This window comes from Bacteroides sp. 2_2_4 (assembly GCF_000157055.1).
Lineage (GTDB): Bacteria > Bacteroidota > Bacteroidia > Bacteroidales > Bacteroidaceae > Bacteroides > Bacteroides ovatus.
Genome location: NZ_EQ973355.1, coordinates 684,306 through 710,248, shown reverse-complemented (window position 1 = coordinate 710,248; position 25,943 = coordinate 684,306). Strand labels below are relative to the sequence as shown.

Genomic DNA, 25,943 nt, shown 5'->3' with positions numbered 1-25,943 from the left:
ATAATGATTACCATAATCTTCCCGACAGCATAGCGAGCCGGATGAAGGTTAAGGTAGATTCTTCTTTAAGTTGGATGGGAGAGGATAGGTCTCCGGTTTCCGTATCATCCATGAAGATACGGAAAATTCCGTCCTCATAGGATTGCAAAGCATTGGTGATGGCTTCGACTTCTGCGGCAGGTTTGCCATTATAGTTTACTGCAAACCCTACTTTGCCGGAAGCTGTTTTATTTTCCACTTCTTCCTGTGTGAGGTATTTCAGCACTTCGCTCTGTTGCAAGCGTTCATTGTATTCGCAGACTTGCCAACTGACGATGGCTTCGATCAACCCCTGTACATTGACAGGCGGAACAGGAAAATCGATAGGAATCTTTTCGATACTGCACTTTCGCTTTCCTAACTGTTTGATTTGGATATATACTCTCATATTCTCTTTATTGGGTGATCTGGATACTTGATGTAATGGCATTCAGATCGGTTTCAGCTTCTTCGTCATAGACAAGCATGACAATAGCAAAAGATCGTTTCTTGCTCTCTTGAAAGTAATGCAACGCTATTTGTTTTACATCCTCTCCCGGTTCATCAGGAGCCCCGATGTGCAGGGGATTCGTGATCTTTGTCATGGGGAGTCCGTTGATGTTGACATTGCTTAGTTGGTAATCTTCTGACGGTTCCCCTTGTGCATTTCTTGGGAGAGTGAGTGATAACTCTTTCATGTGTTCAAACTCCTTCTGCGTGTCGTAGGTGAGGGCGGTAATCGTTAATTGATTCCCTCCGTTGACCAGCATGAGTAATGGAGGTTCCGCACCGTCAATAATTCCTTTTGCTCCTGCTATTTTTATCCAGTTGGTAGGATACTGGCAACTGAATTTGGTGGCTGCATCATAATAAGATAGCCACGTATCGTCATTGCCGACAGGCGTATATGCCGGAACTTTCCTGCTGGAAAGATTGTCCGTAGCATTCACAGCGGAATGATTACTGTTCTCGTTTTCCTCTTCCAGTTCACCATTCAGATAGGCTTCCACAATGCCGCTTTCCCATTCATTGCGTATCTCCGGGTAAAGAGGAGGAACGTTTTTGCACAGGATCATGAAGCTGAACAGGAATATACAGAATATACCAAGCTCCCCGATGATGGAGACAGTCCGCTGTGCATCGGGTTTCTCGAACTTGTAGCCGACCACGTATATAATTCCCAGAACAAACCCGCTTAACAACCCGCCAATATGGGCGGCATTATCAATGCCGGCTTTCATCCCGTAAACCAGATTATACCCCACAAAAATGAGGATGCTGGTTAACAATGCCTTTCGTTGTTCTTTGGCGATGCGATGAAAGAGGAGGAATGCAAGGAATATACCGTAAAGTCCGAAGATAGATCCGGAAGCTCCGGTGCTGATTGTCTCACCGTGCATATACAGGCTGAATGCAGCCGAACATAATCCGGTTAGCAGGTATGAAACGAACATACGGCGTCCTCCTATCAGTTCTTCCAACAGAAGTCCTACATACATGAAAGCATACATGTTCATCAGGAGATGGAAAGCTCCGATATGTATGAAGTTGCAAGTCACTGTGCGCCACCAGTCACCGGTCAGAGTCAGCGGTCCGAAGTCGGCTCCCCATTTCAGTAGTGACAGAGTGGAAGGAGACATAATACCCACTCCGGAAGCAATCATTACAATGAATACAAGAATATTGATGTCTATCAGGATGGGAGTTGCTATAAATCCTTTGCGGGGAATGAAGAAAGACAGGAAAGAGTTCCTCTTCTTTTCTTCCTCTATGTAGGCTTTTTCTTCTTCTGTGAGCGGGCGGTTGAACTCTTCTTCGAAATCTTTGGCCCTTTGGGCTAGTTCTTCCGGAGTGAGTGAGGCTTTTATTTCTTCCATTGTTTCCCGTAACTTCTGGATATTTTTTCTGTTCTTTCCATAATCAACAAATTGTACGGAAGAAGACTGACTGCGAACGGATACTTCCCCGTCACTTCCCTTTTCTATGGTAAAGGTTATTGCCTCTCCATGGGAGCGTATACTGAACGGGACTTCAAACCGGATTCCTTCCGGAGTTACTTCCTCGATATTCCACTCAAGTTTTTGAGAGGCTTCGAGAGCCAATATAAGGATTTCCGTGTTTGATAAACCTGGCAAATACAGTTTGTCATTATATGAAGGTTTGAGTGCCATATTTCTATCTCTATCTACATTCATCAATTAAAAAATTACTTATCTCACTGACAAATGTATAGAATAATAATGGAAAATAATAGAATATGACAAATAAAAAAAGCATCCATTTCGTAAGAAAGGATGCTTTTATCAGATTTAGTCGATTATTTGTTACTTTTTGTAGAACGCCAAATCTTCTTTGTCGAAGTTTTCGATGAAATTTGTATGCTTTTCTACTTCCGCTTCTGCATAGTTCAAATATACGTGTGCAGATTTGGAGAACAGTTCAGAAGACTTGCTGGCATCTTGAATTAGTAAGTGACACATGATAATATCAGCAGCCATTTCCACCAGTTTGCGAGCGGTGAAGTCAAGCAATTCCTGATCCTGTACTTCTTTCACAGCGTTGGTACTTGCTTCAAATTTGTCAGCCATCTTCTTCAGGCGAGACATCAGCGGTTCCATTTCCGGTGAACAAGGAATGGCCTCAAACTCGCGGATAGTAGCGATGTAAGAACCATTAGTCACGTAACGGATAGCGGCTACAGTCTGCAACTGGGTAGTTCCTTCGTAGATGCTGGTGATACGTGCGTCGCGATAGATGCGTTGGCAAGCATATTCCATCATGAATCCTGAACCACCGTGAATCTGGATACAGTCATAAGCGTTCTGGTTAGCATATTCAGAGTTCATACCCTTAGCCAGCGGAGTAAAGCTGTCTGCTAGTTTGGCGTATTTTTTCTGTTCCTGACGTTCTTCCGGAGTCAGTTTACGTTCGCGGGAAATATCATCCAATGCTTTGTAAATGTCTACGTAGCGAGCTGTTTGATACAGCAAAGCACGTCCGGCATCCAACTTACCTTTCATGATAGCCAGCATATCGTATACTGCCGGGAATTCGATGATTGCTTTACCGAATTGCTTACGGTCTTTAGCATAAGCCAATCCCTCATTGTAAGCAGCTTGGCTCAATCCTACAGACTGCGCAGCAATACCCAGACGGGCACCGTTCATTAAAGCCATAACGTATTTAATCAAACCGAGTTTGCGGTCACCGCAAAGTTCAGCTTTTGCATTCTTGTACACCAGTTCGCAAGTAGGAGAACCGTGGATACCGAGTTTGTTTTCGATACGACGTACGTTCACACCACCCTCATTCTTGTCATAGATGAACATAGAAAGACCACGACCGTCTCTTGTACCTTCTTCCGAACGAGCCAATACCAAGTGAAGATTAGCATCACCGTTTGTAATAAAACGTTTTACACCGTTCAGCAACCAGCAACCGTCTTTTTCGCTATAAGTTGCTTTCAGCATAACTGCCTGTAAGTCGGAACCTGCATCCGGTTCGGTCAAGTCCATAGACATCGTTTCACCTTGGCATACGCGAGGAATGAAACGGCTGTGTTGGTCAGCGTTACCGAATTCATACAGTGTTTCAATACAGTCCTGCAAAGACCAGATATTTCCGAAACCGGCGTCGGCAGCAGCCACGATTTCTGCACACATGGTGTACGGAGTGATCGGGAAGTTCAAACCGCCGAATCTGCGTGGCATGGTCATACCGTTCAGGCCGGCTTTCACCATAGCGTCTAGGTTCTGTTTGGTTCCGGAAGCATATTCTACGCGACCGTTAGCACAGTGAGGACCTTCTTCGTCTACACCTTCTGCGTTAGCAGCAATGATTTCTCCTGTGATTTCTCCTGTAATCTCCAATACTTTGTCGTAAGAGTCTACAGCATCTTCGAAGTCCAGCGGAGCGTAGTCGAATTCATCTTTATCTCTGTAATTGCGTTCTTTGAGTTCGCAAATACGTTTCATCATCGGATTGTTCAAGTGAAACTTGAGTTCCGGTATGTCTGTATAATAATTAGCCATCTTTCCTTACTTGCTATTTTGTTTATAATACTTAATCATCTTCGGCACAACTTCTTCGATACTTCCGTTGATTACGTAATCGGCAATCGTATTGATCGGAGCATCCGGATCGTTGTTAATGGAGATGATGATACCACTTTCCTGCATACCGGCGATATGCTGAATCTGTCCGGAGATACCGCAAGCGATGTAGAGTTTTGGACGAACCGTAACACCAGTCTGACCGATCTGACGATCATGGTCTGCGAAACCAGCGTCAACAGCAGCACGGCTGGCACCTACTTCTGCGTGAAGTTCTTTAGCGAGGTCGAACAATAGGTTGAAGTTTTCTTTCGAACCTACACCGTAACCACCGGCTATGATGATCGGAGAACCTTTCAGGTTGTTCTTTGCCTTTTCTACATGGCGTTCGATGACTTTCACTACATAGTCCGTGTCGGCTACATACTTTTTCACGTCGTGACGGATTACTTCTCCCTGATAAGTCGGAGAGAGGATTTCTTTCTTCATCACACCTTCGCGAACGGTTGCCATCTGCGGGCGGTGTTCCGGGTTCACAATCGTAGCAACGATGTTACCACCGAATGCCGGACGGATTTGATATAACAGGTTCTTATAAGTCTTACCTTCTTTTTTGTCTTCGTGGTCACCGATTTCAAGTGAAGTACAGTCGGCAGTCAATCCGCTGGTCAGAGCAGAAGAAACGCGCGGACCGAGGTCACGACCGATAACGGTAGCACCCATCAAACAGATTTGCGGTTGCTCTTCTTTGAAGAGGTTCACCAGGATAGCTGTGTGAGGAAGTGATGTATAAGGGTAAAGGCCTTCACCGTCGAAAACGTGAAGTTTATCTACTCCGTAAGGAAGGATTTGTTTTTCAATATCTTTGAGGCCGCTTCCGGCAACTACAGCTTCGAGCTGACAGTTCAACTGGTTGGCTAACGAACGACCTTTGGTCAGAAGTTCGAGGCTAACGTCTGCAACGTTACCTTCTTCTATTTCGCAATATACAAATAAGTTATTCATGATTATCCGATGGTGTGGTTAGCTAATAGTTCAACAATCAGGTCTTCCACGTCACGGTCGCTGCCGCTGATGGTTTTGCTCTCTTTAGCCTGGAACACGATGTTCTGGATGGCTTTCACTTTTGTCGGCGAACCGGACAGACCGCATTGTGCAAGGTCACCGTTTACGTCGGCTACACTCCATTCTACCAGATTCAAATAATCACGCTTGTCATACAAATCGGTATAATCAAGGTTACCTTGTTGTTTTTCGGTAACTGTTTTGGCGTGTTTGTATTTCTGAACCAGTTTCGCATTGCGCGGACGGCAAGGAGCGGCAGAACCGTTTACGGTAATCACGATAGGCAGCGGACCCTCTACAGTTTCTACACCACCGTCGATATGACGTTTCACCTTGATTTTACCATCGCCCACTTCCAGAATTTCTTCTGCGTATGTGATTTGCGTCAATCCTAGCTTCTCTGCTACCTGCGGACCTACTTGCGCCGTGTCACCGTCGATAGCCTGACGACCACCAATGATAATGTCGCAATCACCGATTTTGCGGATGGCAGTAGCCAGTGCGTAAGACGTAGCCAGTGTATCTGCACCAGCGAAAGCACGGTCGGTCAGCAAGTAACCGTTATCTGCGCCACGGAAAAGTCCTTCACGAATAATGTCGGCTGCCCGTCCCGGTCCCATGGTCAGGATGGTTACGGTAGAGCCTGGATGAGCATCTTTCAGTCGAAGAGCTTGCTCGAGAGCATTCAGGTCTTCGGGGTTGAAGATAGCGGGAAGTGCCGCGCGGTTAATCGTCCCGTCGGCTTTCATGGCATCTTTCCCAACATTACGTGTGTCAGGAACTTGTTTTGCCAATACAACAATTTTCAAACTCATGCTATAAATTTTAGTATTAGTATTTCTACAAGTTAGCAGCCAGTAGTCAAGTAGTAATATCTTGCTATCCAAACTATCCGGTTAACTATCAGCGTGCAAATTTACTCAAACGCTTGGTTCTGACAAGAAATCCGAGTAAAAAATGCACAGGTTTAAGATTTTTGAGCAAAAGAGGAGGGTTTTTATAGATTTAATTCAGGGTTGACAAAGCGTTTATGGGCAGTCTGCCGGATTGTCCAGCAGACTGTTGATGAATTCCGGATTATTTGATAAGTTCGTAATAATGTGCATTCGTGAAATTATCATTCTTGAAAATAGCCTTTTGCATAATTCCTACTTTCGTGAATCCCACTTTCTCTAATACCCGCATGGATGGGGAGTTATGCTCAAATACGACTGCGAATACACGTACCTTATCAGTGTGTTCGAAATAATAGTTGATGGCTTCTTTCAGGGCGTCAGTAACGATTCCCTGGTTCCAGAAAGGTTCTCCAATCCAGTAGCCTACTTCTGTACTAAAACGTTCTACATCCGTAGCGGGTACAAAACCGATACTTCCAACTGCTTCTCCGTTTACCTCAATGCAGAAATCTTGAATGTTTTCTTTCGCTTGTACCATAGAGAGAAAAACGTTAGCATCTTCCTGACTATAAGGATAGGGGAGACCGTCACGACAGTTATCCCAAATATTCTTGTTATTGAGATATTGGGCTAATGATGCTACATCTTCGGTTTGCCAGGTACGGAGAGTATAGTTTTTCTTCTGCACAATAATTCCTGTTTTTTGTACCATATCATCTATTATTGTATCCCAATTTCAGCTAACCCCATCGGTTCACCGTCATGTATCATCCGTGTTGCTTTCAACTGAATGTAGCGAGCCTTGACCGGAGTAAAGTAAACCGATTGCAAAATCGGATTGCTCTTTATATTGGAAAATTCATCTTTGGCTACTACCTGGTTGACCGCATTACTGTCCGTACCTACAGATATTTCGTAGGCCGCGATCACCCCTTTATTATATTCACTTTGGTCGGGGAGATAGTGGAATGAGGTAATCGTTCGTTCTTCTCCCAAGTCAATCAATAGTGTATTTCCATTGATGAAACAGGTGGTCTGGTCGTTTTTATCCATGCCTTTCTGTGCTTCCTCTACATCTACTCCAACAAGAGTGAACGGGTAACTTTTCAGTTCTGCAGCTTTCGCTGTGTATGTATCCGAAGTCTCTCCTGCATAATATGCTTCAATGTTATTAATACAGAGACAAGCCCGTGAATCCGTGAAGCGGACACGAATCTTATCCGTAGTGATTGTTTCGAAACGAAGGAGCCGTTTATATCCGATAGTGGTAGTCTCCTCATTGAGCTTTACTGGGAGCCATTCGCCTGCCTGGTTATATTCTACAACGAATGATTTGACACGTTGTCCGAGAGGAATATATTCCTGCAACATCATACGGTTGATCTTCTCTGCCTGAGGTAAATCGAATTCGATAGTGGCTGAAGTGACATCATCATTGGTAGCCCAATAAGTATCATAATCACCGTCGGTCACAGCTTTGGCGGAGAATGTTCTTCCACGTTCGTCCGATGCTTTGGGAGAGAGTCCCGCCAGCAGATTGTGTGCCAGTTGTTTTTGTACATTCTGGTGGAAGTTTACGGCATTGGCAGAGTCAGTAGGGTGAATCAATCCGTCACGGTCTACCGGGAAGTTTAATAATAGCGTTGCGTTATGTCCTACGCTGCGGTAATATAAATCAGTCAGTTCGTCTACTGTTTTCACACGGTCGTCTTCTTCCGGATGATAAAACCATCCCGGACGGATGGAAACATCACACTCGGCAGCTACCCATTGGTTACCATCGGCATGACCATATTGCAGTTCACGATACTTGGGATAGCCCGGATAAACTTCTCCTGCACGAAGAAAAGACCAGTTAGTAGCTCCGGCAAATCCGTGTTCGTTGCCTACCCAACGACAGCCCGGACCTCCATCCGAGAAGATAACAGCTTGTGGCTGTAACTCATCAATCATCTTGTAAGCTCGCGGATAGTTATAATAAGTCTTGCGGTCGATTGTACGGCTGTCTTTTGCTCCGCCATACCAGCCGTCTCCACCGTTGGCACCATCAAACCAGATTTCAAATACGTCACCGTAGTTGCTCAGCAGTTCGTTGAGTTGTTTATAGAAGTATTCTACATATTCGGGAGAACCATAATTGGCCTGATGCCTGTCCCAGGGCGAGAGATAGACTGCGAATTTAATGCCATACTTTTTGCAGGCATCCGACAGTTCGCGGACAATGTCTCCTTTTCCGTCTTTGTACGGAGTGTTGCGGATACAGTACTCTGTCAGTTGCGTAGGCCACAGACAGAATCCATCGTGATGTTTCGCTGTCAGGATCACTCCTTTCATGCCGGATTTGACAAATGTCTGTACCCATTGCTCACAGTCCAGACGGGTAGGGTTGAATGTTTTAGGATCGGAGTCTCCATATCCCCATTCACGGTCGTTGAATGTGTTAAGTCCGAAGTGTACAAACGCATACGTTTCCATTTTTTGCCATTCCACCTGTTTGGCTTCGGGAATGGGTAAGATAGCTTCCGGTGCTTTTACCGAATTACAGGCACTTAGTAGAAAAAGACCTGTTGCGAAGATAAGAAAGTGTTTTTTCATGGGGGTGTTTATTAGTTAATAATTGAATGTAAGAATCATCTACAATGTAATTCCAACTACAAAATAAAGTTGCTCTTCATAAGGGTTGGCTATTAGCTTTCCGAAGATGGGTAAAGAGAAATTGGACGTTATTTTAATATCTTTTGTTGCAGATAATCCGATATTGACTACATTGAATTTGTCGGAGTACATACTTTCCCAAGGAGTGAAACCTGCTTCGATATTCATATTTACATCCTTCACGCTGAACGGGTAACTCAACTCGCAGTAACTGGACCAGGCACGTTTCCCGTTTTCCCGGTAATCGTTTCCGGCAAAGGTCGTGTACCAGCTTACTGACAATGGGAACTTTTCGCTATGCATATAGCCGGCTCCTACCTCGAAAGTGTGCCCGGTAGAGTGCGAACTGTAATTGAAGTATTTAAAAGGTTCCTCTTCTGTCTGGGTAAAATAGTTATTGGCGTAAAGAGTCAGGTTTTTGTATTCGTACTCTAGTGATAAATCTATTTCATTGTTCTTTTCGCGAAATTCGGTAGAACCCCATGCGTAAACGGTCAGTCCTTTCCAGTTGAGGCCGAGTGAAGGCTGCACACTTGCATTGCCGCTATCCATACCGCGCCAAATATAACTGCTTACAAAATCAGCAGTTACAAAAACTTCTTGTGCCTGTGCAAAGGCCGTACAAAACAGGATGGCAATAAGTAGGATTTGTTTTTTCATTTTATCGGTTATTTCTTCTCGTTTTCGGGGGGTAAAGATACGCAATATATAGATAAATGATGACAGATGAGGAGAAAAAAGAAAACGGCTGCATTGAGCAGCCGTTTCTTAAGTAATTGTGAATCTTGAAAGTTAGTTAGAAAGTGACGTCCATTTTCAGTACGAAAGTACGTGGAGCGGCAACTGCCATTGGGCGGTTGCTGTATTCTTTATTCAACAGGTTATTCACCATAAACTGGAAAGCTACTTCTTTTGTGGCTTTTACTCCGAAGCGCACGTCAACAGTGGCATAGTCCGTATTATGTTTTTTCCAGTAAGTAGCCAGTGTCTCTCCTTTTGAATAACCGAAAAGGATGCCACGTACATAATCCATCAGGTCTTTCTGCTGTTTCTCGCGTTCGTCCAACATCAGATAGTCAACTGCCAGAATTTTGCTCTTCCATGCTACATTGGCACCGACATTGATACGTTTCCACTGGAAATCTACCGTAGCTTTAAAACTGTGCTTCGGGCGATATTTAAGGTACTTACCTGTGTTCGATTTCTCTTTCATCTGAAGAGGATCGGTATAAAGCCCCTCTACTGCATTACGTTCCTGATAGTCAGCATCGCGTGGCTCCGTGTATACATATCCCAAGTTATAGAACAACTTCGTATTCTTATTGAAATTATACACGCCGTTCGTTGAAATTTCTACTCCGTAAATCTGGGCTTTCGATACATTGTGGAACTGGGCTCCGATGCCGAAACCTTTGCCATCTGTCAGCATCTGAAATGCATCGCCTATGCTATTAATCATTGTGTAATTGGCATTGTTGAACAGTCCGAACTGGAATTCAACCATGTCTTTATACTGTGTATAGAATCCTGCAACATCCACAAAACCCTGGAAATTGCCGACCTTATATCCTTGCTTAATTCCTAATTCCGCATTAAATCCTTTCTCCGGTTTGATGTCCAGATTAGGATAGACGCCAACCCCACCAATATCCTTGCGCAGGTATTTTTCATTGATAGACGGATTACGGTAACCCTGTCCGAAGCTGGCACGGATAAAACTGTAATCAGCCAGCTGATAATTTAACCCTGCACGGAAGACCGGACGGAACGGAACCTTGGTTCCGAAAATTTTGGTTTCGGCTTCACGGTGATGATTATTCACCCGATAATATTCGGCACGTACACCGGCAGACACACTCAAACGATCCCAAAAGCGCTGATCGTACTGAAGGAAAGCAGCTACATTATCACTTTTGTATACCTCATCCATTACAGCGGAGTCATAGCGGATATGTTCCAGGGTTACTCCGGTAGTGATTTGTGCACCACCTTCCCATTTCTTATTGAACTGGTAGTCGAGATAGTAATCGAAGTTCTTATCAGTCTGTGTTTTGGGAGTGTTTCGTGACGGATTGATAACATTTGATAACCACGGAATCAGATCACTCGGTAACTGTCCGTTCGCAAGTCCTCCCAAGTCACTCGGCACTCCGTTGTCCATTACCCAGGAGATCAGATCGCAATAATCGGCAGTCGTCGCATTCGGGAAAATATTGCCTAATGAGGTGAACACTCCGTTCATGGCATCTTCCAGATTACCGTTGACAAGTCCGGAACCGATACCTACCAATGCAGGATAGAGTGAACTGTAATCGCCACCGGCTATATTCTGTATCGTTTTGGCATCAGTTCCCATATTTCCCAGAATATCAGTGATGGAAGTTCCTTGGGTAGGGCGTACGATATTGTCGGCGCTGTAATAGAAACGTCCTTTAATCTTATGTGACGTACCGTTTTCCGGATTCACATAGTTGATGAACGGATCGATATGGAAATTATTCTCTTCACGTCCCATGTTGGTGAAAGGAGACGGTTTGTACACTTCCGTTGGTGAACGCCAGATGAAGAAGTCGCCGTATTGATTGGAAAGGAAATCGACATTGAAACCATAGTTCAACAGTTTCATTCCCATATCGGGCTGATGATAAGTGAGGCTCCCTCCCATACGGAAACGTTTGTTGTATCCCTGTTGGCGGTATCCTTCATCAGTGAAAAGATTGATTCCTCCGCTGACATCGAAATTACCGATACGGCGGGAATGGGAGAGGTCGAATCCTTCGTAAATAGGATTCCGTATACCGCTAAGAAGACTTCCGCGCAGGATCGGTTTAACAGAATATTTATCATCTTTCCAGAAACTCTTGTCGCTCCATTGGTATTCGTCGTTTTCCGCATCACCATATACACCGATATAGGCGCTGAATCGTGTTTTCGGTGTCAGTCCCGGACGTGCGGTACGGATATTGATAATACCATTCAAAGCTGATGAGCCATATAGTACGGAAGATGCTCCTTTAATCACTTCCACCTGTTCTACGTTCTCTAAAGGAACAGTGTTCCAGTTGATTTCTCCTGTTTTCGGATTCAGTGTGCTCATTCCGTCCACAAGAATTTGGCTGCGTGCACCTACTCCGTAAGTCCATCCGCTACCTCCGCGCATAGAAGGTTGTTTGTCTACAATGTCTACACCGGGAAGTGTGCGGAGAGTGGAAGAAATATCCGTGGGTGCCTGACGGGCAATATCTCCGGATTTAACAACGTCCATGGAGACAGTGACATCACTCAACTTCTGTTCAAAGCGTCCGGCACTGACTACGACTTCTTCCAGCAGCTTGGTGCTTTCTTTCATGTAAACGTCTTTGGTGACTACTTCACGCTTGTTGATAACGATGGGCATCAAGACATCATCATAGCCAACATAGCTGAATACAAGGTCAACTCCACCTTCGGGAAGTTTGATTTCATATTCTCCGTTAATGTTAGATACTACTCCCTGATTACCATGAAGTTTGTAGGTGACGGTGGCTCCGACCAATGGCTCATTGGTCTTGGCATCATATATATGTCCTTTCAGGGTTTGGGCAAAGATGCTTCCGAAACCGGTAAGGCATAACAGGATTGTTAGGATATATAATTTCTTCATTGTTTTTTGTTTTATTTATTTGGAACAATTTCCAAACCAAATTCTATTTTTTCAGGTGATAGAAAAGCGTCTGATATACCGTTCAAAAATATAGAGATGATTCCTCCCAGTGATTGCATATCTTCTGGAAGCAGACTGACTATTAGCGGACTAAGATCTGGTAGTAATTTGGCTATGGGAGTAAAACCTTCTTTGTCTAAGTAAATAAAAGTATGTCCATCTTTTGAAATAACTTGCATCGGGATTCCGGTAGTTAACCAATTGAAAATAGCTTTGAAAGAAGTGTCATTGACATTGAGCAGGAATCCAAGTGTTTCATTTTTTAGACTTTGATTGAGCGTGGTTAGCAATTCTTTCACTTTCATAGCATCCATTTGGGATATAGCTTCAATGATAGCATTGGTTATATTGACATCCATATATTGATTGCCGCTGGATATTGAGGCAATAATATTAGCTAAGTTTAATTTTAATATTAACTTACCGTCTTTTTGGAACCAATTAGCAAATCCTTTTGGAGATGGAATATAATTACGGTTAACAATGTTAGGAGTAATCATATCCTGTGTTAATGGATTTTCTAGAAATCCAAAAATGATATCCATGTCTACTCCTGTCAATGGTTCATTTGAATAAGAAGCCGTTACATTCCCGTCCGCTCCTAAAGTAATTTCTTGTAGAACTTGTGGCAAAATATAACTTAATATGTTTTGAATGGCACTACCCCATGTTTGAGTTGTGGCTCCACTTTCTGAAGCTTCTATGTCTGCATAAAAATAGCATGATGCATTTAGTACTTGTCCGTCAACATCTTGCCATGTATATTCTTCTCCCCACATGTCTCCAACTACAATCGTTTTGATGCCATTAATAACTGTGGGTAGTTTATAAGTATTTGCCCATAATTCTGCATTGCCCATTTTGATATTGGATATATTTAATGTTAACTGTCCTTTTATTACGCGTCCTTCGTATCTAAAAGAGCTTAAAGTCTCATTTCCCATACTATTTCCTGAAAAAGAATATCCTTGCCCATCTCCAGAAAGGGGGATAGACATAATTTTTACTTCTTTTTCTCCTGGTAAAATATCATATAAGTTAATAATAGCGGTTTCTCCTGTTACAGTGCTAAAGTCTACTGATTTTCCGATCATTGTTTCACCATTATAGGTAAGAATTAGATTCGGATTGGGGTTTGATAGTTTATTTGAATAATTGGCTGTTACATCTATAGGCTCTGGTCCGTAGTGATCATTATCACAAGAAGTTAAAAATGCAGACGCTACGGCAAGGCAGCTTATTAATAGGATAGATATTTTTTTCATTGTTTTTTTATATTAGATAATTAAAATGAATTATTTCTTAGCTGTGAGGTCAATACCGATTTCCATTTTATCGAAAAGGGCTGCAACTTCAATTAAATTTGTTTCCAGCAAACTACCGATGATGCTGATGAACGGCATGAGAGTTTCTTTGTTGAAATAGATATAAGTATGTTCTTTTGTTGAGTTGATGCCCATTGGTATTCCGTCTTTCATCCATGTGAGCAGAGTTGCAAAAGTATCATCATCCAATTGAAGAATATAGGTGATTATTTCATTGTTTAAAATCATATTGATGGCACTTAACGTTAATTTTAAACGTGCCGGGTCAGATTTTAGAAGTGCTTCACTGATTCCTGCGATAAGCTGATAGTCAATTTGCTTTCCGTTGTTTTGTGCTATGAGAGACACAATGGCAGGGATATTTAGTTGTACGACAAATGCTTTGTTGCCTGTTTGATTCCAGTAGGCCAATCCTTTGGGAGATGACTCATAAGTGCGTTTGTTGATCAGACTTTTGAATTCAGCGTCAGTTTTGCCCGAATTGGCAACTTCCATAATTTCATTCATGTCTACAGGGCTCGTAGTATAGCTGGCAGTGACAATTCCATTTTTCTCAAATGTAATATCCTTCAATACATAAGGAAAAATCACATCTAATATATTAGTTGCCATTTGCTGTATTTGTAAAATCACCGGCTGGAGAGATTCTCCTCCTGCTTTTGTAGTAATATTCACGTAGCTGGCTCCGCTATTACGGATGATACTTTCTCCATCTGTTGTGTGGGAGTATGCAGGAAATGTATATGTGTTTGCAATGGAGTTGGCATAAGCCATTGTTACGTTCAGTGATAGTTGCATGTTTTTCGGAGTTATTATTCCTTCATATTTCACCGTAGCTCCTCCCATTGTGATATTGGTCCCGCTGAAAGTATAATATCCTTTCTTTTCATTCTCATAAAGTTGGATGCGACTGATAGGAGTTTCCTTTTCTCCCGGGATTATATTATTCAGCGTCAGTGTTCCCGTTTCGCTATCTTCTGTCTTGAAGCTGACAGTTTTTCCAATTAATTTCTCTCCGCTGTAGGTTAGGTCTAGCGTATATGGTTTAATATACGAGCCATATTCCTGACTAATTTCTCCTGGCCAAAATAGCTTGTCATTGTAAGTTTCTTCGCATGATGTAAAGAAAAATACTGCGCAAGCGACATAAGATAGTTTTCGTAAGTTTCTCATTTTGCTTTTTGTTTTTATTGCGTATTTAATAAAACTTTGCAAAGTTCGACTAACAATTCTTTATTGTCAAGGTCTGTTTTTTTATTTTAATGTTCTATTTTTAATCGTATGCGGTAAAAGTACCTAAAATGAAAAAATAAATGTGTTCTATTTTTAATATCGATTGTTCTTCTTTTAAGAATGGCTGTAAAAAGAGAATGAAGAGGTCTCTAAAAAAGCAAATGGTTTTCCTCCTATTTTTCACAGGTGAGAAACCGTTCATTTTTTTTCTTCTCTATTTCTGACTCTTGCGGAAAGTTTAGAATGTAATATTCATCTTTACAACTTTCAATAAATACTTCCGTAAAAAAGTGAAGAGGAATCCGCTGGAATATTACAAGAAATAAATCTATGTTTGCTTAAAATAGGGTTATACATAAAAATAGGATGTTTTATACATTTTCTTTGCTTTAATTAGAACCTATATGAGGATAGCAAATAAATAGGAGCTTAAATGTCTTTTTGGATTCTCCCAAAAGACAGTGATTTGATAGTAAATCCTTGCTGTTTGTATTTGTTTGCTACCAGATTCGAAATAAATCAATATTTTTTTTCTGATGTTATAGCTATTTGTTATATTGAAAATTAACGAAGTTAGAAGTGACATAGCTTGGAAACGACTCTTATTTCAATCAACGCCTCCTTCCTCACCGATGAACGGTAGCTTGGTCGGTGAGCAAGGAGGCGTTCCTCACCGACCAAGGATACCTTGCATTTAAAGAACGGACGTTTTCATACAATGAAAAACGGTCTGTTTACCCTTTATTTATGCATAATAAGGGGCGTGATATGCATATTCTTGCACTAGATTATGCATTTTATTTTCTATTTGATTCGATTCATAGCCACTGTTGAATAATAGAATCTTAAGAATAGAACAGAACAGTTTATTGCTGTAATACAGTCGATTCACCGATAAGAATCCCCCGTTCATTGATTTTTTTTCCTTTTTCTGCTTCTCTGTCATACATTTGTTACAGTATTGTAACACTTGCTACTCTAATCCCTTATGAATATGAACGAGGCATGTAATGTAACCACCGCACTTTCCGCTTTCTCCTCCATTTCTTTGGAAGAGATGAGTACCATCCGTTTGATGAACCGTACGGACACGAAGTATATCGTTTCGCTCTCTGCCCTGATGGACGTATTACAACGGGCGAGTAATTGTTATCGTGTGCAAGAGGTGCAGGGGGAGCGAAATATAGCTTATCACACTACCTATCTCGACACTCCCGATTACGCCATGTATCTGGCTCATCAAAACGGAAGAGTGATCCGTGAGAAGATCCGTGTAAGGACATATGTCTCTTCCGGTCTGACTTTTTTGGAAGTGAAGAAAAAGATATTCTCCGGTTTCGATGCTTCTCTGGAAGGTGAATTTCGTACAAGGGACGGATTGCAGACGGTGGAATGCTGGTCGGGTTCGGCAGGTGTTTCCTATAAGATGTTTCGTTGGCTGAAAGCGTCTGCAGGATATTCATTTAAGTTTTAATAGATAAAACAAGAAATTATGAAAAGGATTGTGTTGTTTTGGATACCGCTTTTATTGCTGTTGTTGGTGAACTGTACGACGGAATCATTCGATTTCGGCGATCAGGAAGGAATATTGGTCGGAGGTTCGGGAGGTGGAGGAAGCAGTCAGCCCAACCCGACGATTCCCGAGGGATCGGAAGATTTATTGGGATTTACAATCGCTTTTGATGAAAGTGATAAAACGGCGTATGGAAGCATGTCGGAAACGGTTACTTCCGATGATGATTTTATAGAGAACTCCCAATTCGCCTCTGTGGTGACGATTATCTATAATGGAACGACTGCTGCGGTAAGCAATGGTGTTTCAGGAGTGGAAGTGTCTTCCAATGGGGCGCATGTCGTGGTTAATTCTACAGTCAGCGGAGTAGAATATGTGTTGAGCGGGACTACTACGAATGGCTCGTTCAAGGTATATAGCGAAAAGAAATTCAAATTATCACTGGCAGGGGTGTCTATACTCAATCCGGTAGGTGCTGCCATTAATATCCAGTCTTCCAAACGTGTGTTTGTGGTATGCGCGGATGAAACAACGAATGTGTTGACAGATGGGTCTTCTTATACGGCAACTACTGATGGAGAGGATATGAAAGCCTGTCTGTTCAGTGAGGGGCAACTCATTTTCAGTGGAGGCGGTTCACTCACAGTTACCGGAAATTATAAACATGCCATCACAAGCGATGATTATGTGCGTTTCCGTAGCGGGTGTAATATTACGGTAGCTTCGGCCAAAAAAGACGGAATCCATACTAATGAATCTGTGATTATCGGCGGCGGAATACTGAATATATCTTCTGACGGCGATGCTATTCAGTGTGAAGAGGGAGGAATTACGATGACCGGAGGATTTGCCAAACTCTCTACAACGGACAATAAAGCGCATGGGTTGAAATCTTGTCTGGATGTGGTAATCAGTGGCGGTGCTATTCAGGCACAAGTGGCGGGAGCAGCCTCCAAAGGAATATCCTGTGATGGTAACCTGACCATCTCCGGAGGAAAGCTGACTGCATTCACTTCTCAAACCGCACTTTATGAAGACAATGATTTGAGTTCGTGTGCAGGAATTAAATGTGACGGAAATATCCTGATTACAGGAGGGGAGATCGCCATACAGAGTACAGGTGGAGCCGGTAAAGGTATCAACTGTGACGGTTCGATTACCATCAATGACGGCACGGTGAAAGTGATAACTACCGGTACGCAGTGTGTGTATGGCAAGCTCGACTCGTCGGCAAAAGGAATCAAAGCGAACGGTGCGTTGACAATCAATGGAGGAACGGTGCTTGTGAAGGCTACCGGTGGGGAAGGTAGTGAGGGTATCGAGAGTAAAAGTGTGTTGACTGTCAATGAGGGTACAGTTGCCGCGCTTTGTTACGATGACTGTATGAATGCAAGTAACAGCATTGTTCTTAATGGTGGCAATATTTATTGTTATAGTTCCGGAAATGACGGCATTGACTCTAATGGTACGTTGACCATTACGGGGGGAGTGATCGTATCGTCGGGTACTACTTCTCCCGAAGACGGATTCGATTGCGATCAGAATACCTTTAAGATTACCGGGGGGATTGTTCTGGGTATTGGAGGAGGAACAAGTACACCTACATCAAGTGTATGTACGCAACGCACTGTGATCTATGGCGGTTCGGGAAGTAACGGAGAAATACTGAATATCCAGTCGGCCGACGGAACCAGCGTACTGACCTATCAGATTCCCCGTGCTTATTCTCAAATGACGGTATTATTCAGTAGTCCGAATCTGACCTCGGGCGGTAGTTATACTATCTCAAAAGGAGGAACGGTTTCCGGTGATTCCGAGTTCTTCGGGTTATATTCGGGAGCCACTTATTCCGGTGGCACACAGACGGCAACATTTACTGCCAGTTCGATGGTGACACAAGTCGGCAGCACTTCCGGCGGTGGCCAGCCCGGTGGTGGAGGCGGTGGACATGGACCTGGTGGATGGGGATGGTAAACAGCAGTTTACCGTCGAAATCCGTTCTTTGGTCGATTCTATTTGTGATAAAACAGGTTCGGTTTTATCTTTGTTTCGATAATCAGAAGCAATGAGGCATGAAAAGACTGCGTAAACAACACGTGCTGGAGCAGAGTATTTACGGAGCTATCTGGATCGTAATATTTCTTCTTCCGCTGATAGGCGGATACTTTGCCATGAGTGGAGGACTTGAACGGGAGGAAACCCGTATGGTGATCCGCGAATCATGGTTGAGTATCCTTCCTTTTTTCGTGCTTTTCCTGTTGAATAATTATGGGCTGGTTCCCTATTTTCTTTTTAAGAAAAGGTACTGGCAATATACTGTTTCGTTGATTTTTGTAATAGGAATGATTTGTTGGCTTTCTCCGTTTCCTTCTGCCAATCATTTCCCCAAAGATTTCAAGCGAGGAGAGTTGCCTCTCCGTATGAAGGAGAACCGGAGGGACCAGATTATTAAGACGAGAGAAAAGGCGAGGGAGGAAGGGGATGTGCATTGGCATGAATCCAATCCCGAACAACGTCCTAGGGGAATGGGAGATCCAAATGGTCCCGGAAGATTTCCAAAACCGACTCCTTTTCCTTATCCTCCTTTTGTGCTCCGCTATCTTATTCATTTCATCATTGCCTTTTTGATGGTAGGGTTCAATATCGCCATCAAACTTTTCTTTAAATCTTTCCGTGATGAAGAAATGCTGAAGGAACTGGAACATCAACGTTTGCAGTCGGAACTGCAGTATTTGAAATATCAGATTAATCCTCATTTCTTCATGAATACGCTCAATAATATTCATGCGTTGGTGGATATTGATACGGGGAAAGCGAAAAGTACGATTGTGGAACTCTCTAAACTGATGCGTTATGTGCTTTATGAAGCGAGTAATAAAACGATTTTGCTTTCACGTGAGGTTCAGTTTCTTAAAAATTACATTGCCCTGATGAGTTTGCGCTATACCAACAAAGTATCTATTCAGATGGATTTTCCGGCCGAAGTGCCCGAAGTGCAGATTCCTCCTTTGCTTTTTGTCTCTTTTGTGGAAAATGCTTTTAAGCATGGAGTCAGTTATCGGAGCGAGTCTTTTATTCATGTCTTGATACAGTTGGATGAGGGCAACCGGCTTTCATTCCGTTGTTCCAACAGCAATAATGGTTCGGCTGACGAACAGCATCATGGCATCGGACTCGAGAATATCCGTAAGCGGTTGAGGCTTTTATTTGGCAATGATTATACGCTTTCCATTACCGAAGAGGAACATAAATTTGATGTCTTACTTATTATACCTTTATTAGAATGAAATGTATAGCAATAGATGATGAGCCGTTAGCATTGACGCAGTTGTCGGATTATATATCCCAGATACCTTTTTTGTCTTTGGTAAAGTCATGCCAGGATGCGTTCGAGGCAATGAAGATATTGTCCGAAGAGGAGGTTGATTTGATCTTTGTGGATATTAATATGCCCGATTTGAACGGATTGGATTTCATACGTTCTTTGGTGAACCGTCCGTTGGTGATTTTCACTACTGCTTATTCTGAATATGCGGTAGAGGGTTTCAAACTGGATGCCGTAGATTATCTGCTGAAACCGTTTGAGTTCCAGGATTTATTGAAAGCGGCGGATAAAGCCCGCAGGCAATTTGAATATCGTTTGTTGGAACAACAGGGTGAAATAGGAAATGCTTCGCAGATAAAAGGAGATTCATTATTCGTGAAGAGCGATTACAGAGTGGTTCGCATCGATGTGAAGAATATCCGCTATATTGAGGGGATGAGTGAGTATGTGCGTATCTTTGTGGAAGGAGAGGACAAGCCTGTAATAACGCTTGCCAGCCTCCAGAAAATGGAAGAACGGCTTCCCACGCATTTCATGCGGGTCCACCGTTCTTATATTGTCAATCTTCGCAAGATTACCGAAGTTTCCCGTCTTCGCATTATCTTTGATAAGAATACTTATATTCCTGTCGGTGATAATTATAAGGAGAAATTTACGGAATACATTGGGAAATTAAGCCTTTCTTAAATAATTATTTAATTCCCAGTTTTTTGGCAATTTCTTTAGGAAGTGCATCTTTATGCACCAGGATATTCATTGTCTTGTAGGCAACGAATGCTTTGGAAGCATACCAGATACCATCATATTTGCCTGATTTACCCCAAGAGTTTTTCACCATGAAGTATTCTTTTCCGTTCTGGTCTTTAGCGATGCCGTAGATTACCATTCCGTGGTCGTCTGTTGTTTCCCAGTTGTCAAAAGCAACTTGACGCATTTCCTGGGTAATATCCTTTTCAGGGAAAGGTTTGGTGAATAGTTCTCTGCGTTTGTCGGCGGCAGTCAATCCTGTCCAACGGGCCATGTCTGAACCGGACAGTTCAGATTCTTTGGCTGCATCTGGCATTACGGCGATACCGTCACGTGAGAATCCTTGTTCGCTGACATCGCTACCCCATGCAAAGGTATAGCCTTTCTTTACAGCATTGTCCATAACAGCCATCAGTTCTTCGATAGGCAGGTTGTAAGACAGACCATTACGCCAGTTATCCTGAATTTCGATGGCGAATTGAGAATAGAACGGATGGTGTGTATAAGAAGTCAGTGATACATAGTCGTTATAGTTCAATCCCAGTGATTCGGCAAAAGTCTTCGGAGTATATTCTTTGCCTTTGTAGGTGAACTTCTCCGGACATGCTCCTAGGTAAGTGTCATAAATGGCACTTAGTCCGTTTTTCCATACCGGAGTCAGTTTGCTTAATTTACCTTTTGCAATCGCATTGATATAACCGGAAGCAACAGCATCCAGCTCATTATGTACCGGCAGCGTATCACCATACATAATACCCGGCATCACTTCTTGCGGAACGATACCATAATTCTTGATGCAATACATTACATCATAAAAACTTCCACCCGGAGAGAAAGAACTGTCACCGTGATAACGTACATAGTTTACTCCGCGATCCTGCATCGTTTTGTGTACAACAAACATTTCAGACAGGTCGTATTCACCTTTACCTAAACGAAGTAGTTCTGATTCAACAAATCCGAGAGTTGAGAAACTCCAGCAAGTACTCGAACGATTTTGGTTCTTGATAGAAGTTATCGGATTTTCTTTCACTGTCGTGAAAACAAAACCTTCTTCAGGTTTTGCATCTTGTGCCATAACACTTAGGCTGAACAGGCCTAAAGCAGCAATAAGGATTGTCTTTTTCATTCCTATGAAATTAATATTAAATTGTTTTGGCTACAAATATAGGAAAGTTTCACCACAGAGTAACACAGAGTTTCACAAAGTTTTCTCTTTTTTCAAATGGACAGCTATCTTAATGACTTCCGTTTAATGACATTTTATTGTATCTTGGCGCGGTAAGTTCGCTCGGAGAAAGTAATATTCAGGAACAGGGAAAGGCTGTTTTCTTTTTGCATGCCGTTAGGAATTTTCATCTGGCCTTTATATTTCAATCCGATAGAAAGGACGTTGTTATTGCGCAATCCGAAGTTAAGTCCGGTACTGACGTAATATTCGGTTGCCTTTTTCTTTTGAATGACGATATAGGAATTATTAATACCTGTTCCCAATAGGATGCTGACCGGATTACGATAGACATTGCCCAATGTATATCTTCCACCGACTGATAACCGGTGTTGATTCTCAAAACTGACATTGGATTGGGAAGATTGCATCCGGCTCCAGTCCACATATTTGTAGTCGATGGTTGCCATCCAACGTAGAGTGTTGTAGGAAGCTCCGAGCCCAAAGAATTGAGGAAGACATTGGCGATAGCGTTTCAGGCTTTTTTCAATATCATCTCCTCCCGAACTGCTACTAACGTATAAGTTATTATCCTGCTTAAAATCCTGCGAGTAACCATATACGGCACCGGCAACGAAAGAACGTTCGCGGTCTATAGCCCATTTATACTGTACACCGAAATCCGCATAAAAAGTATGTTTGTAGGAGCTGGTTTCTTCTGTGGCAGTACCTTGCGTCTCCGTTTGTGTGATGGTCCCCGTCACATAAGAAAGATTGGTGCCGACAGAAAATCTTTTTCCGAAAAGGTAAGCCGTGCTGATACCCATCTTGGAAAGTCCTCCTTCACCCTGAAAGAGAGAAGAGATAGTACCTCCATTGGTGCCTGCCACTTCTTCATCCAGCGTGATGGCATATCCCACACTGCTGACGGGAGCCATGAAAATTGCTCCATACCAGCGTGGCATAATCCGGCAGCCGATACTTAGGTTATTCAGATTTCCGGTGACGGAACGGTTACTTGCTCCTCGTTGTGAATAAATCTGGTATGCTCCCATGATACCGGCATCGATCTGGAAGCGTTGTTCGGTCAACTCTGTGAGTGAAGCCGGATTGGCATTGTTAAGGAAATTATTTCCTCGCAATGCAATGCCTGTGCCGCCCAGTCCGGCATATTGCCCGCCTTCCCCGGTAGAAAGTTCTCCCAGTCCGAACATGGAAGTAGGGGAGTTCGTTGTATTTTGTGCAATAACTATAGAGACAGGAGTATAGAATGCCAGAAGGCAAAACAAAATCTTTTTCATTGTTGATAAGTTTTGTAAAGTATGATAAGTTTGGTATTCTTTTTATTGGCGGTATGTTCTCCGTCGCCGAAAATAACGCCTTGAAGTGTGGTATAGAACAAGTTGTCCGGAAGAAATAATTGTAGTTTCTGACGATCATATCCGGTAGTTCCCAGGTTTGTTTGCAGGAAAGAGGTGATGTCAAAAGAGTAATAAGTCTCCTCATAAGACATCTCGTCGACTACTAGATTTCCGCTTTGTACGGAACTCCCGGTGAGGTCGGTGATTACACTTTGCGTCACATTTTCATTGTTGGCGGTGTAGAGAGCCAGGCTTTTGGGCAACGGGTACATGCCGTCATAAGTTCCTTTTACCGGATATAACTGTAACGTTGCGCTCTCGATAGTCACAAGCTCTCCTTTTTCGCAGAGATTATTTAAATGTGGGAAGTCGATGGTGACATACATACCTGTCATTCCCTGCAGGTAGACCTGATGCTCGCTTTTTCCGGAAGAGTATTCATTGCCGTCCCCACTTTGCAGGTTGGCTATCGGGATGTTTGAGCGGTCTTGTTCTATTTTGTTGTAAGTCAGTGTGCTGCTTGTATTGAAAACCAGTGTTTTTTCGTTCAGTGTTTCCGTAATCTGGTGATAGTAGACCGTGATGCACATACTGGAGTCGTTGACTTGAAATCCGCTGATACAAGCGTCATTTGCATCGGGTATAAAAGCAATTCCCTTGAAATAATCATGGAAGAAATCCTGAGATTGTACCCATCGGCCATCATTCAGCATCAAGTTGAACCATTCTTCTCCCCATGCATCCGGCAATCGTATTTCCAGTTCTTCGCTCGGTGAGCCCGGAGTAGGACGAAAGTCGAAAGATGCCAGTGGAGTTTCGTTGTAATAGGCAGTAGTAGTGTTGTATAGGTACCCTCTATCGTCCAGTTCTATATTCTTTGTCAGTTCATGCAGATGAATGCGTTGGGTTTTTAGTGTATCTCCCAGGTAATTGCCCGAAGAATACAGGCGTATGGTGATCGAGTCGAACTCATATTGGATGTTTTCATCAAAAGAATAGGAAGGTACTTCATACTCTGCGTAAAAAGAGGCGGTAATTTTCCCCCATAAGTTGTCGTCACGGTATCCTATCTGGCAAACCGTATCTCCCGAAGTGGCTATGGAGTCGCTTAATACTGTACTAAGTAATACCGTACAAGTGTCCATCTGTTCGTTGAGAAATGAACTTTGTACCCATTTCGCTCCTATGGACGATGAATCGTCTACACAAGCGAAAAAAGAAAGAGATATAAAGAATGAAAAAAGTAGTATGATTGACTTCATGTAGTAAAAATGAAATTGGTTTTGTAGCGGCAAAAGAAGAGGTTTTAAATAGTCCTCCAAAAAACTATCGACTAAATCTCTGTATTTGTCGACCTGAATTTTGTTGGTAGATAGAATGTCTGTATTTGTCGATAGTTTTTTTATGCGTGCCCGTTGCCGCCTACATTTGCGGTTGTAATCAACGACATATTTATGAATACGAAAATGAATAAATTACTTTGCATGATGGTGGTGCTGCTTTCATTGGCGGCATGTACGGATGATACTGAATATACGGCAGGTGTGTGGTATCGCCGTTCTGATTTTGATGGTGTGGCGCGTACGGACGCAGCTGGTTTTACGATTGGTAACGTAGGGTACCTCTGCACCGGATACCGGGGGAGTACCAAAGACCGTTTGAAAGATTGTTGGGCGTATGACATTGAGGCTAATTCGTGGACACAGTGTACATCAATGCCCGATGCAGCTCCAGCCCGGAATGCAGCTACAGGTTTTGCAGTAGGTACCAAAGGATATATTGCTACTGGTTACGATGCGACAAAAAAGGATTATCTGAATGATTGCTGGCAGTATGATCCTGCCACGAATTCCTGGAAGGAGATGGCTTCTATTCCGGATGGAACTGATGGGACTAATATCTATGGTAAACGGTATTATGCGCTTTCTTTCGGCATTGGTCAGTATGGGTATCTGGGTACAGGTTACAACGATAATTATCAAAAGGATTTCTGGAAGTTCGACCCGTCGGTGGGAGATAAAGGAGAATGGACAGCCATGAGTGGATTTGGCGGACAGAAGAGAATGGGCGGTATGGCCTTCGTCATAGATGATATAGCTTATATCTGCGGCGGTGAAAATAACGGTTCGGATGTGACGGATTTCTGGTGTTTTAATCCGGCAACGGGTACTTGGAAAGAATTGCGTGAACTTTACGATAAGAGTGATGATGATTATGACGACGATTACACTTCTATCGTCCGTTCTTATGCTTGTGCTTTCGTGATCGACGGTAAAGGATACATTGCTGCGGGGCAGACTGCTGGTGGTAGTTATCGTTCCAATTATTGGATTTACGACCCTCTGACAGACCTCTGGGATGGGGAAGATTTGACAGATTTCGAAGGAAGTACACGCTCGAAAGCCGTATGCTTTTCTACTGGAAAACGGGGAATTATAGCTACGGGAGGAGCTTCTACTTATTATTACGATGATACTTGGGAGTTGAAGCCTTATGAATATGAAGAGAAATAAAAAAATAATAGGTATTAGTTGCTTTGTCTTGCTGCTTTTAGTGGGAATCATATATGGGTATATGCATTCGATAAACATATATCGGCTGGAAGTAACCCAGATTGAAGGTAGTGGATACGGTTATAAGATTTATGAGAGAGAGCGTTTGATAATCGTTCAGCCTTTTATCCCGGTTGTATCCGGGAAAAGGCCTTTTCAATCGGTGCAAGATGCCCAATGTATCGGAAATTTAGTGCTGGAACGAATTAAAGCCGGAAATGAATTTGCCATATCAAAGGCTGACCTGGATAACTTGGGAGTAGTGTATTAATGCCACCATGTTGGCACAGTCATGCCACCTCATTGGCACGATAGTGTCAACATGGTGGC

General features: G+C 42.8%; 19 protein-coding genes and 1 pseudogene. 6 read left to right on the top strand and 14 right to left on the bottom strand.

Going from position 1 to position 25,943, the window contains the following annotated elements:
- Nucleotides 1-7: 7 nt before the first annotated feature.
- The 11 genes from BSCG_RS24355 to BSCG_RS24405 all read right to left on the bottom strand — a co-directional run bounded on the left by BSCG_RS24355 (nt 8) and on the right by BSCG_RS24405 (nt 14,887).
- Nucleotides 8-427: a hypothetical protein gene (locus BSCG_RS24355; RefSeq protein WP_004301032.1), complete on the bottom strand. Its 420-nt coding sequence runs from the start codon at nt 425-427 to the stop codon at nt 8-10.
- Between the two features lie 7 nt (nt 428-434).
- On the bottom strand, nt 435-2,189 hold the full coding sequence (locus BSCG_RS24360) for a rhomboid family intramembrane serine protease (RefSeq protein WP_008774824.1): 1,755 nt from the start codon (nt 2,187-2,189) through the stop codon (nt 435-437).
- A 153-nt stretch (nt 2,190-2,342) separates the two neighbouring features.
- Nucleotides 2,343-4,049, bottom strand: coding sequence for an acyl-CoA dehydrogenase family protein (locus tag BSCG_RS24365; RefSeq protein ID WP_004301030.1), 1,707 nt, complete (start codon nt 4,047-4,049; stop codon nt 2,343-2,345).
- A gap of 6 nt (nt 4,050-4,055) precedes the next feature.
- A complete protein-coding gene (locus BSCG_RS24370) occupies nt 4,056-5,075 on the bottom strand; it encodes an electron transfer flavoprotein subunit alpha/FixB family protein (protein ID WP_004301029.1) in 1,020 nt (339 codons plus the stop codon).
- A gap of 2 nt (nt 5,076-5,077) precedes the next feature.
- Nucleotides 5,078-5,950 (bottom strand): electron transfer flavoprotein subunit beta/FixA family protein, encoded by an 873-nt coding sequence (locus BSCG_RS24375; protein WP_004301028.1) that lies wholly within the window; start codon nt 5,948-5,950, stop codon nt 5,078-5,080.
- A gap of 262 nt (nt 5,951-6,212) precedes the next feature.
- Nucleotides 6,213-6,743: a GNAT family N-acetyltransferase gene (locus BSCG_RS24380; protein WP_004301027.1), complete on the bottom strand. Its 531-nt coding sequence runs from the start codon at nt 6,741-6,743 to the stop codon at nt 6,213-6,215.
- 8 nt (nt 6,744-6,751) lie between these two features.
- Nucleotides 6,752-8,626, bottom strand: coding sequence for an alpha-L-fucosidase (locus tag BSCG_RS24385; RefSeq protein ID WP_004311760.1), 1,875 nt, complete (start codon nt 8,624-8,626; stop codon nt 6,752-6,754).
- Nucleotides 8,627-8,665: 39 nt separating this feature from the next.
- The gene (locus tag BSCG_RS24390; RefSeq protein ID WP_004311759.1) at nt 8,666-9,346 is read right to left on the bottom strand and encodes a hypothetical protein; all 681 of its coding nucleotides are present in this window, start codon (nt 9,344-9,346) and stop codon (nt 8,666-8,668) included.
- Between the two features lie 136 nt (nt 9,347-9,482).
- Nucleotides 9,483-12,329, bottom strand: a complete 2,847-nt coding sequence (locus BSCG_RS24395; protein WP_004311758.1) for a TonB-dependent receptor — start codon at nt 12,327-12,329, stop codon at nt 9,483-9,485.
- A gap of 11 nt (nt 12,330-12,340) precedes the next feature.
- Nucleotides 12,341-13,654: a DUF4925 domain-containing protein gene (locus BSCG_RS24400; RefSeq protein ID WP_004311757.1), complete on the bottom strand. Its 1,314-nt coding sequence runs from the start codon at nt 13,652-13,654 to the stop codon at nt 12,341-12,343.
- A 30-nt stretch (nt 13,655-13,684) separates the two neighbouring features.
- Nucleotides 13,685-14,887: a DUF4925 domain-containing protein gene (locus tag BSCG_RS24405; protein ID WP_004311756.1), complete on the bottom strand. Its 1,203-nt coding sequence runs from the start codon at nt 14,885-14,887 to the stop codon at nt 13,685-13,687.
- 1,054 nt (nt 14,888-15,941) lie between these two features.
- On the opposite strand from BSCG_RS24405, the pseudogene BSCG_RS24415 reads away from it, so the two are divergent.
- From BSCG_RS24415 to BSCG_RS24430, 4 genes and pseudogenes are all read left to right on the top strand, one after another.
- Nucleotides 15,942-16,271: pseudogene (locus tag BSCG_RS24415) on the top strand (VTC domain-containing protein); the annotation flags it as partial.
- Between the two features lie 168 nt (nt 16,272-16,439).
- Nucleotides 16,440-18,434 carry a carbohydrate-binding domain-containing protein gene (locus tag BSCG_RS24420; RefSeq protein ID WP_032849283.1) on the top strand — a complete coding sequence of 665 codons (1,995 nt, stop codon included), beginning with the start codon at nt 16,440-16,442 and terminating at the stop codon, nt 18,432-18,434.
- A gap of 98 nt (nt 18,435-18,532) precedes the next feature.
- Nucleotides 18,533-19,747 carry a sensor histidine kinase gene (locus tag BSCG_RS24425; protein ID WP_004311753.1) on the top strand — a complete coding sequence of 405 codons (1,215 nt, stop codon included), beginning with the start codon at nt 18,533-18,535 and terminating at the stop codon, nt 19,745-19,747.
- Nucleotides 19,744-20,472, top strand: a complete 729-nt coding sequence (locus BSCG_RS24430; protein WP_004311752.1) for a LytR/AlgR family response regulator transcription factor — start codon at nt 19,744-19,746, stop codon at nt 20,470-20,472. The genes BSCG_RS24425 and BSCG_RS24430 overlap by 4 nt, the downstream gene beginning before the upstream one ends.
- Nucleotides 20,473-20,476: 4 nt before the next feature.
- Here the strand turns inward: BSCG_RS24430 and BSCG_RS24435 are convergent, their stop codons facing one another.
- The 3 genes from BSCG_RS24435 to BSCG_RS24445 all read right to left on the bottom strand — a co-directional run bounded on the left by BSCG_RS24435 (nt 20,477) and on the right by BSCG_RS24445 (nt 24,323).
- Nucleotides 20,477-21,661, bottom strand: coding sequence for an aminopeptidase C (locus BSCG_RS24435; RefSeq protein WP_004301007.1), 1,185 nt, complete (start codon nt 21,659-21,661; stop codon nt 20,477-20,479).
- A gap of 134 nt (nt 21,662-21,795) precedes the next feature.
- Nucleotides 21,796-23,001 (bottom strand): hypothetical protein, encoded by a 1,206-nt coding sequence (locus BSCG_RS24440; protein WP_004307127.1) that lies wholly within the window; start codon nt 22,999-23,001, stop codon nt 21,796-21,798.
- Nucleotides 22,998-24,323 (bottom strand): DUF4270 family protein, encoded by a 1,326-nt coding sequence (locus tag BSCG_RS24445; RefSeq protein WP_004327062.1) that lies wholly within the window; start codon nt 24,321-24,323, stop codon nt 22,998-23,000. The genes BSCG_RS24440 and BSCG_RS24445 overlap by 4 nt, the downstream gene beginning before the upstream one ends.
- Nucleotides 24,324-24,515: 192 nt before the next feature.
- On the opposite strand from BSCG_RS24445, the gene BSCG_RS24450 reads away from it, so the two are divergent.
- Together BSCG_RS24450 and BSCG_RS24455 are read left to right on the top strand one after the other, a co-directional pair.
- A complete protein-coding gene (locus BSCG_RS24450) occupies nt 24,516-25,574 on the top strand; it encodes a Kelch repeat-containing protein (RefSeq protein ID WP_004301004.1) in 1,059 nt (352 codons plus the stop codon).
- Nucleotides 25,555-25,884, top strand: a complete 330-nt coding sequence (locus tag BSCG_RS24455; RefSeq protein WP_004321609.1) for a DUF4907 domain-containing protein — start codon at nt 25,555-25,557, stop codon at nt 25,882-25,884. The genes BSCG_RS24450 and BSCG_RS24455 overlap by 20 nt, the downstream gene beginning before the upstream one ends.
- The last annotated feature ends 59 nt before the right edge of the window (nt 25,885-25,943 follow it).

Coding starts and splice junctions, on each gene's coding strand:
- BSCG_RS24380 (WP_004301027.1), bottom strand. CDS start 6,743: ATGGTACAAAAAACAGGAATTATTGTGCAGAAGAAAAACTATACTCTC.
- BSCG_RS24455 (WP_004321609.1), top strand. CDS start 25,555: ATGAATATGAAGAGAAATAAAAAAATAATAGGTATTAGTTGCTTTGTC.
- BSCG_RS24395 (WP_004311758.1), bottom strand. CDS start 12,329: ATGAAGAAATTATATATCCTAACAATCCTGTTATGCCTTACCGGTTTC.
- BSCG_RS24400 (WP_004311757.1), bottom strand. CDS start 13,654: ATGAAAAAAATATCTATCCTATTAATAAGCTGCCTTGCCGTAGCGTCT.
- BSCG_RS24445 (WP_004327062.1), bottom strand. CDS start 24,323: ATGAAGTCAATCATACTACTTTTTTCATTCTTTATATCTCTTTCTTTT.
- BSCG_RS24405 (WP_004311756.1), bottom strand. CDS start 14,887: ATGAGAAACTTACGAAAACTATCTTATGTCGCTTGCGCAGTATTTTTC.
- BSCG_RS24440 (WP_004307127.1), bottom strand. CDS start 23,001: ATGAAAAAGATTTTGTTTTGCCTTCTGGCATTCTATACTCCTGTCTCT.
- BSCG_RS24385 (WP_004311760.1), bottom strand. CDS start 8,626: ATGAAAAAACACTTTCTTATCTTCGCAACAGGTCTTTTTCTACTAAGT.
- BSCG_RS24355 (WP_004301032.1), bottom strand. CDS start 427: ATGAGAGTATATATCCAAATCAAACAGTTAGGAAAGCGAAAGTGCAGT.
- BSCG_RS24370 (WP_004301029.1), bottom strand. CDS start 5,075: ATGAATAACTTATTTGTATATTGCGAAATAGAAGAAGGTAACGTTGCA.
- BSCG_RS24435 (WP_004301007.1), bottom strand. CDS start 21,661: ATGAAAAAGACAATCCTTATTGCTGCTTTAGGCCTGTTCAGCCTAAGT.
- BSCG_RS24360 (WP_008774824.1), bottom strand. CDS start 2,189: ATGGCACTCAAACCTTCATATAATGACAAACTGTATTTGCCAGGTTTA.
- BSCG_RS24450 (WP_004301004.1), top strand. CDS start 24,516: ATGAATACGAAAATGAATAAATTACTTTGCATGATGGTGGTGCTGCTT.
- BSCG_RS24375 (WP_004301028.1), bottom strand. CDS start 5,950: ATGAGTTTGAAAATTGTTGTATTGGCAAAACAAGTTCCTGACACACGT.
- BSCG_RS24420 (WP_032849283.1), top strand. CDS start 16,440: ATGAAAAGGATTGTGTTGTTTTGGATACCGCTTTTATTGCTGTTGTTG.
- BSCG_RS24365 (WP_004301030.1), bottom strand. CDS start 4,049: ATGGCTAATTATTATACAGACATACCGGAACTCAAGTTTCACTTGAAC.
- BSCG_RS24425 (WP_004311753.1), top strand. CDS start 18,533: ATGAAAAGACTGCGTAAACAACACGTGCTGGAGCAGAGTATTTACGGA.
- BSCG_RS24390 (WP_004311759.1), bottom strand. CDS start 9,346: ATGAAAAAACAAATCCTACTTATTGCCATCCTGTTTTGTACGGCCTTT.
- BSCG_RS24430 (WP_004311752.1), top strand. CDS start 19,744: ATGAAATGTATAGCAATAGATGATGAGCCGTTAGCATTGACGCAGTTG.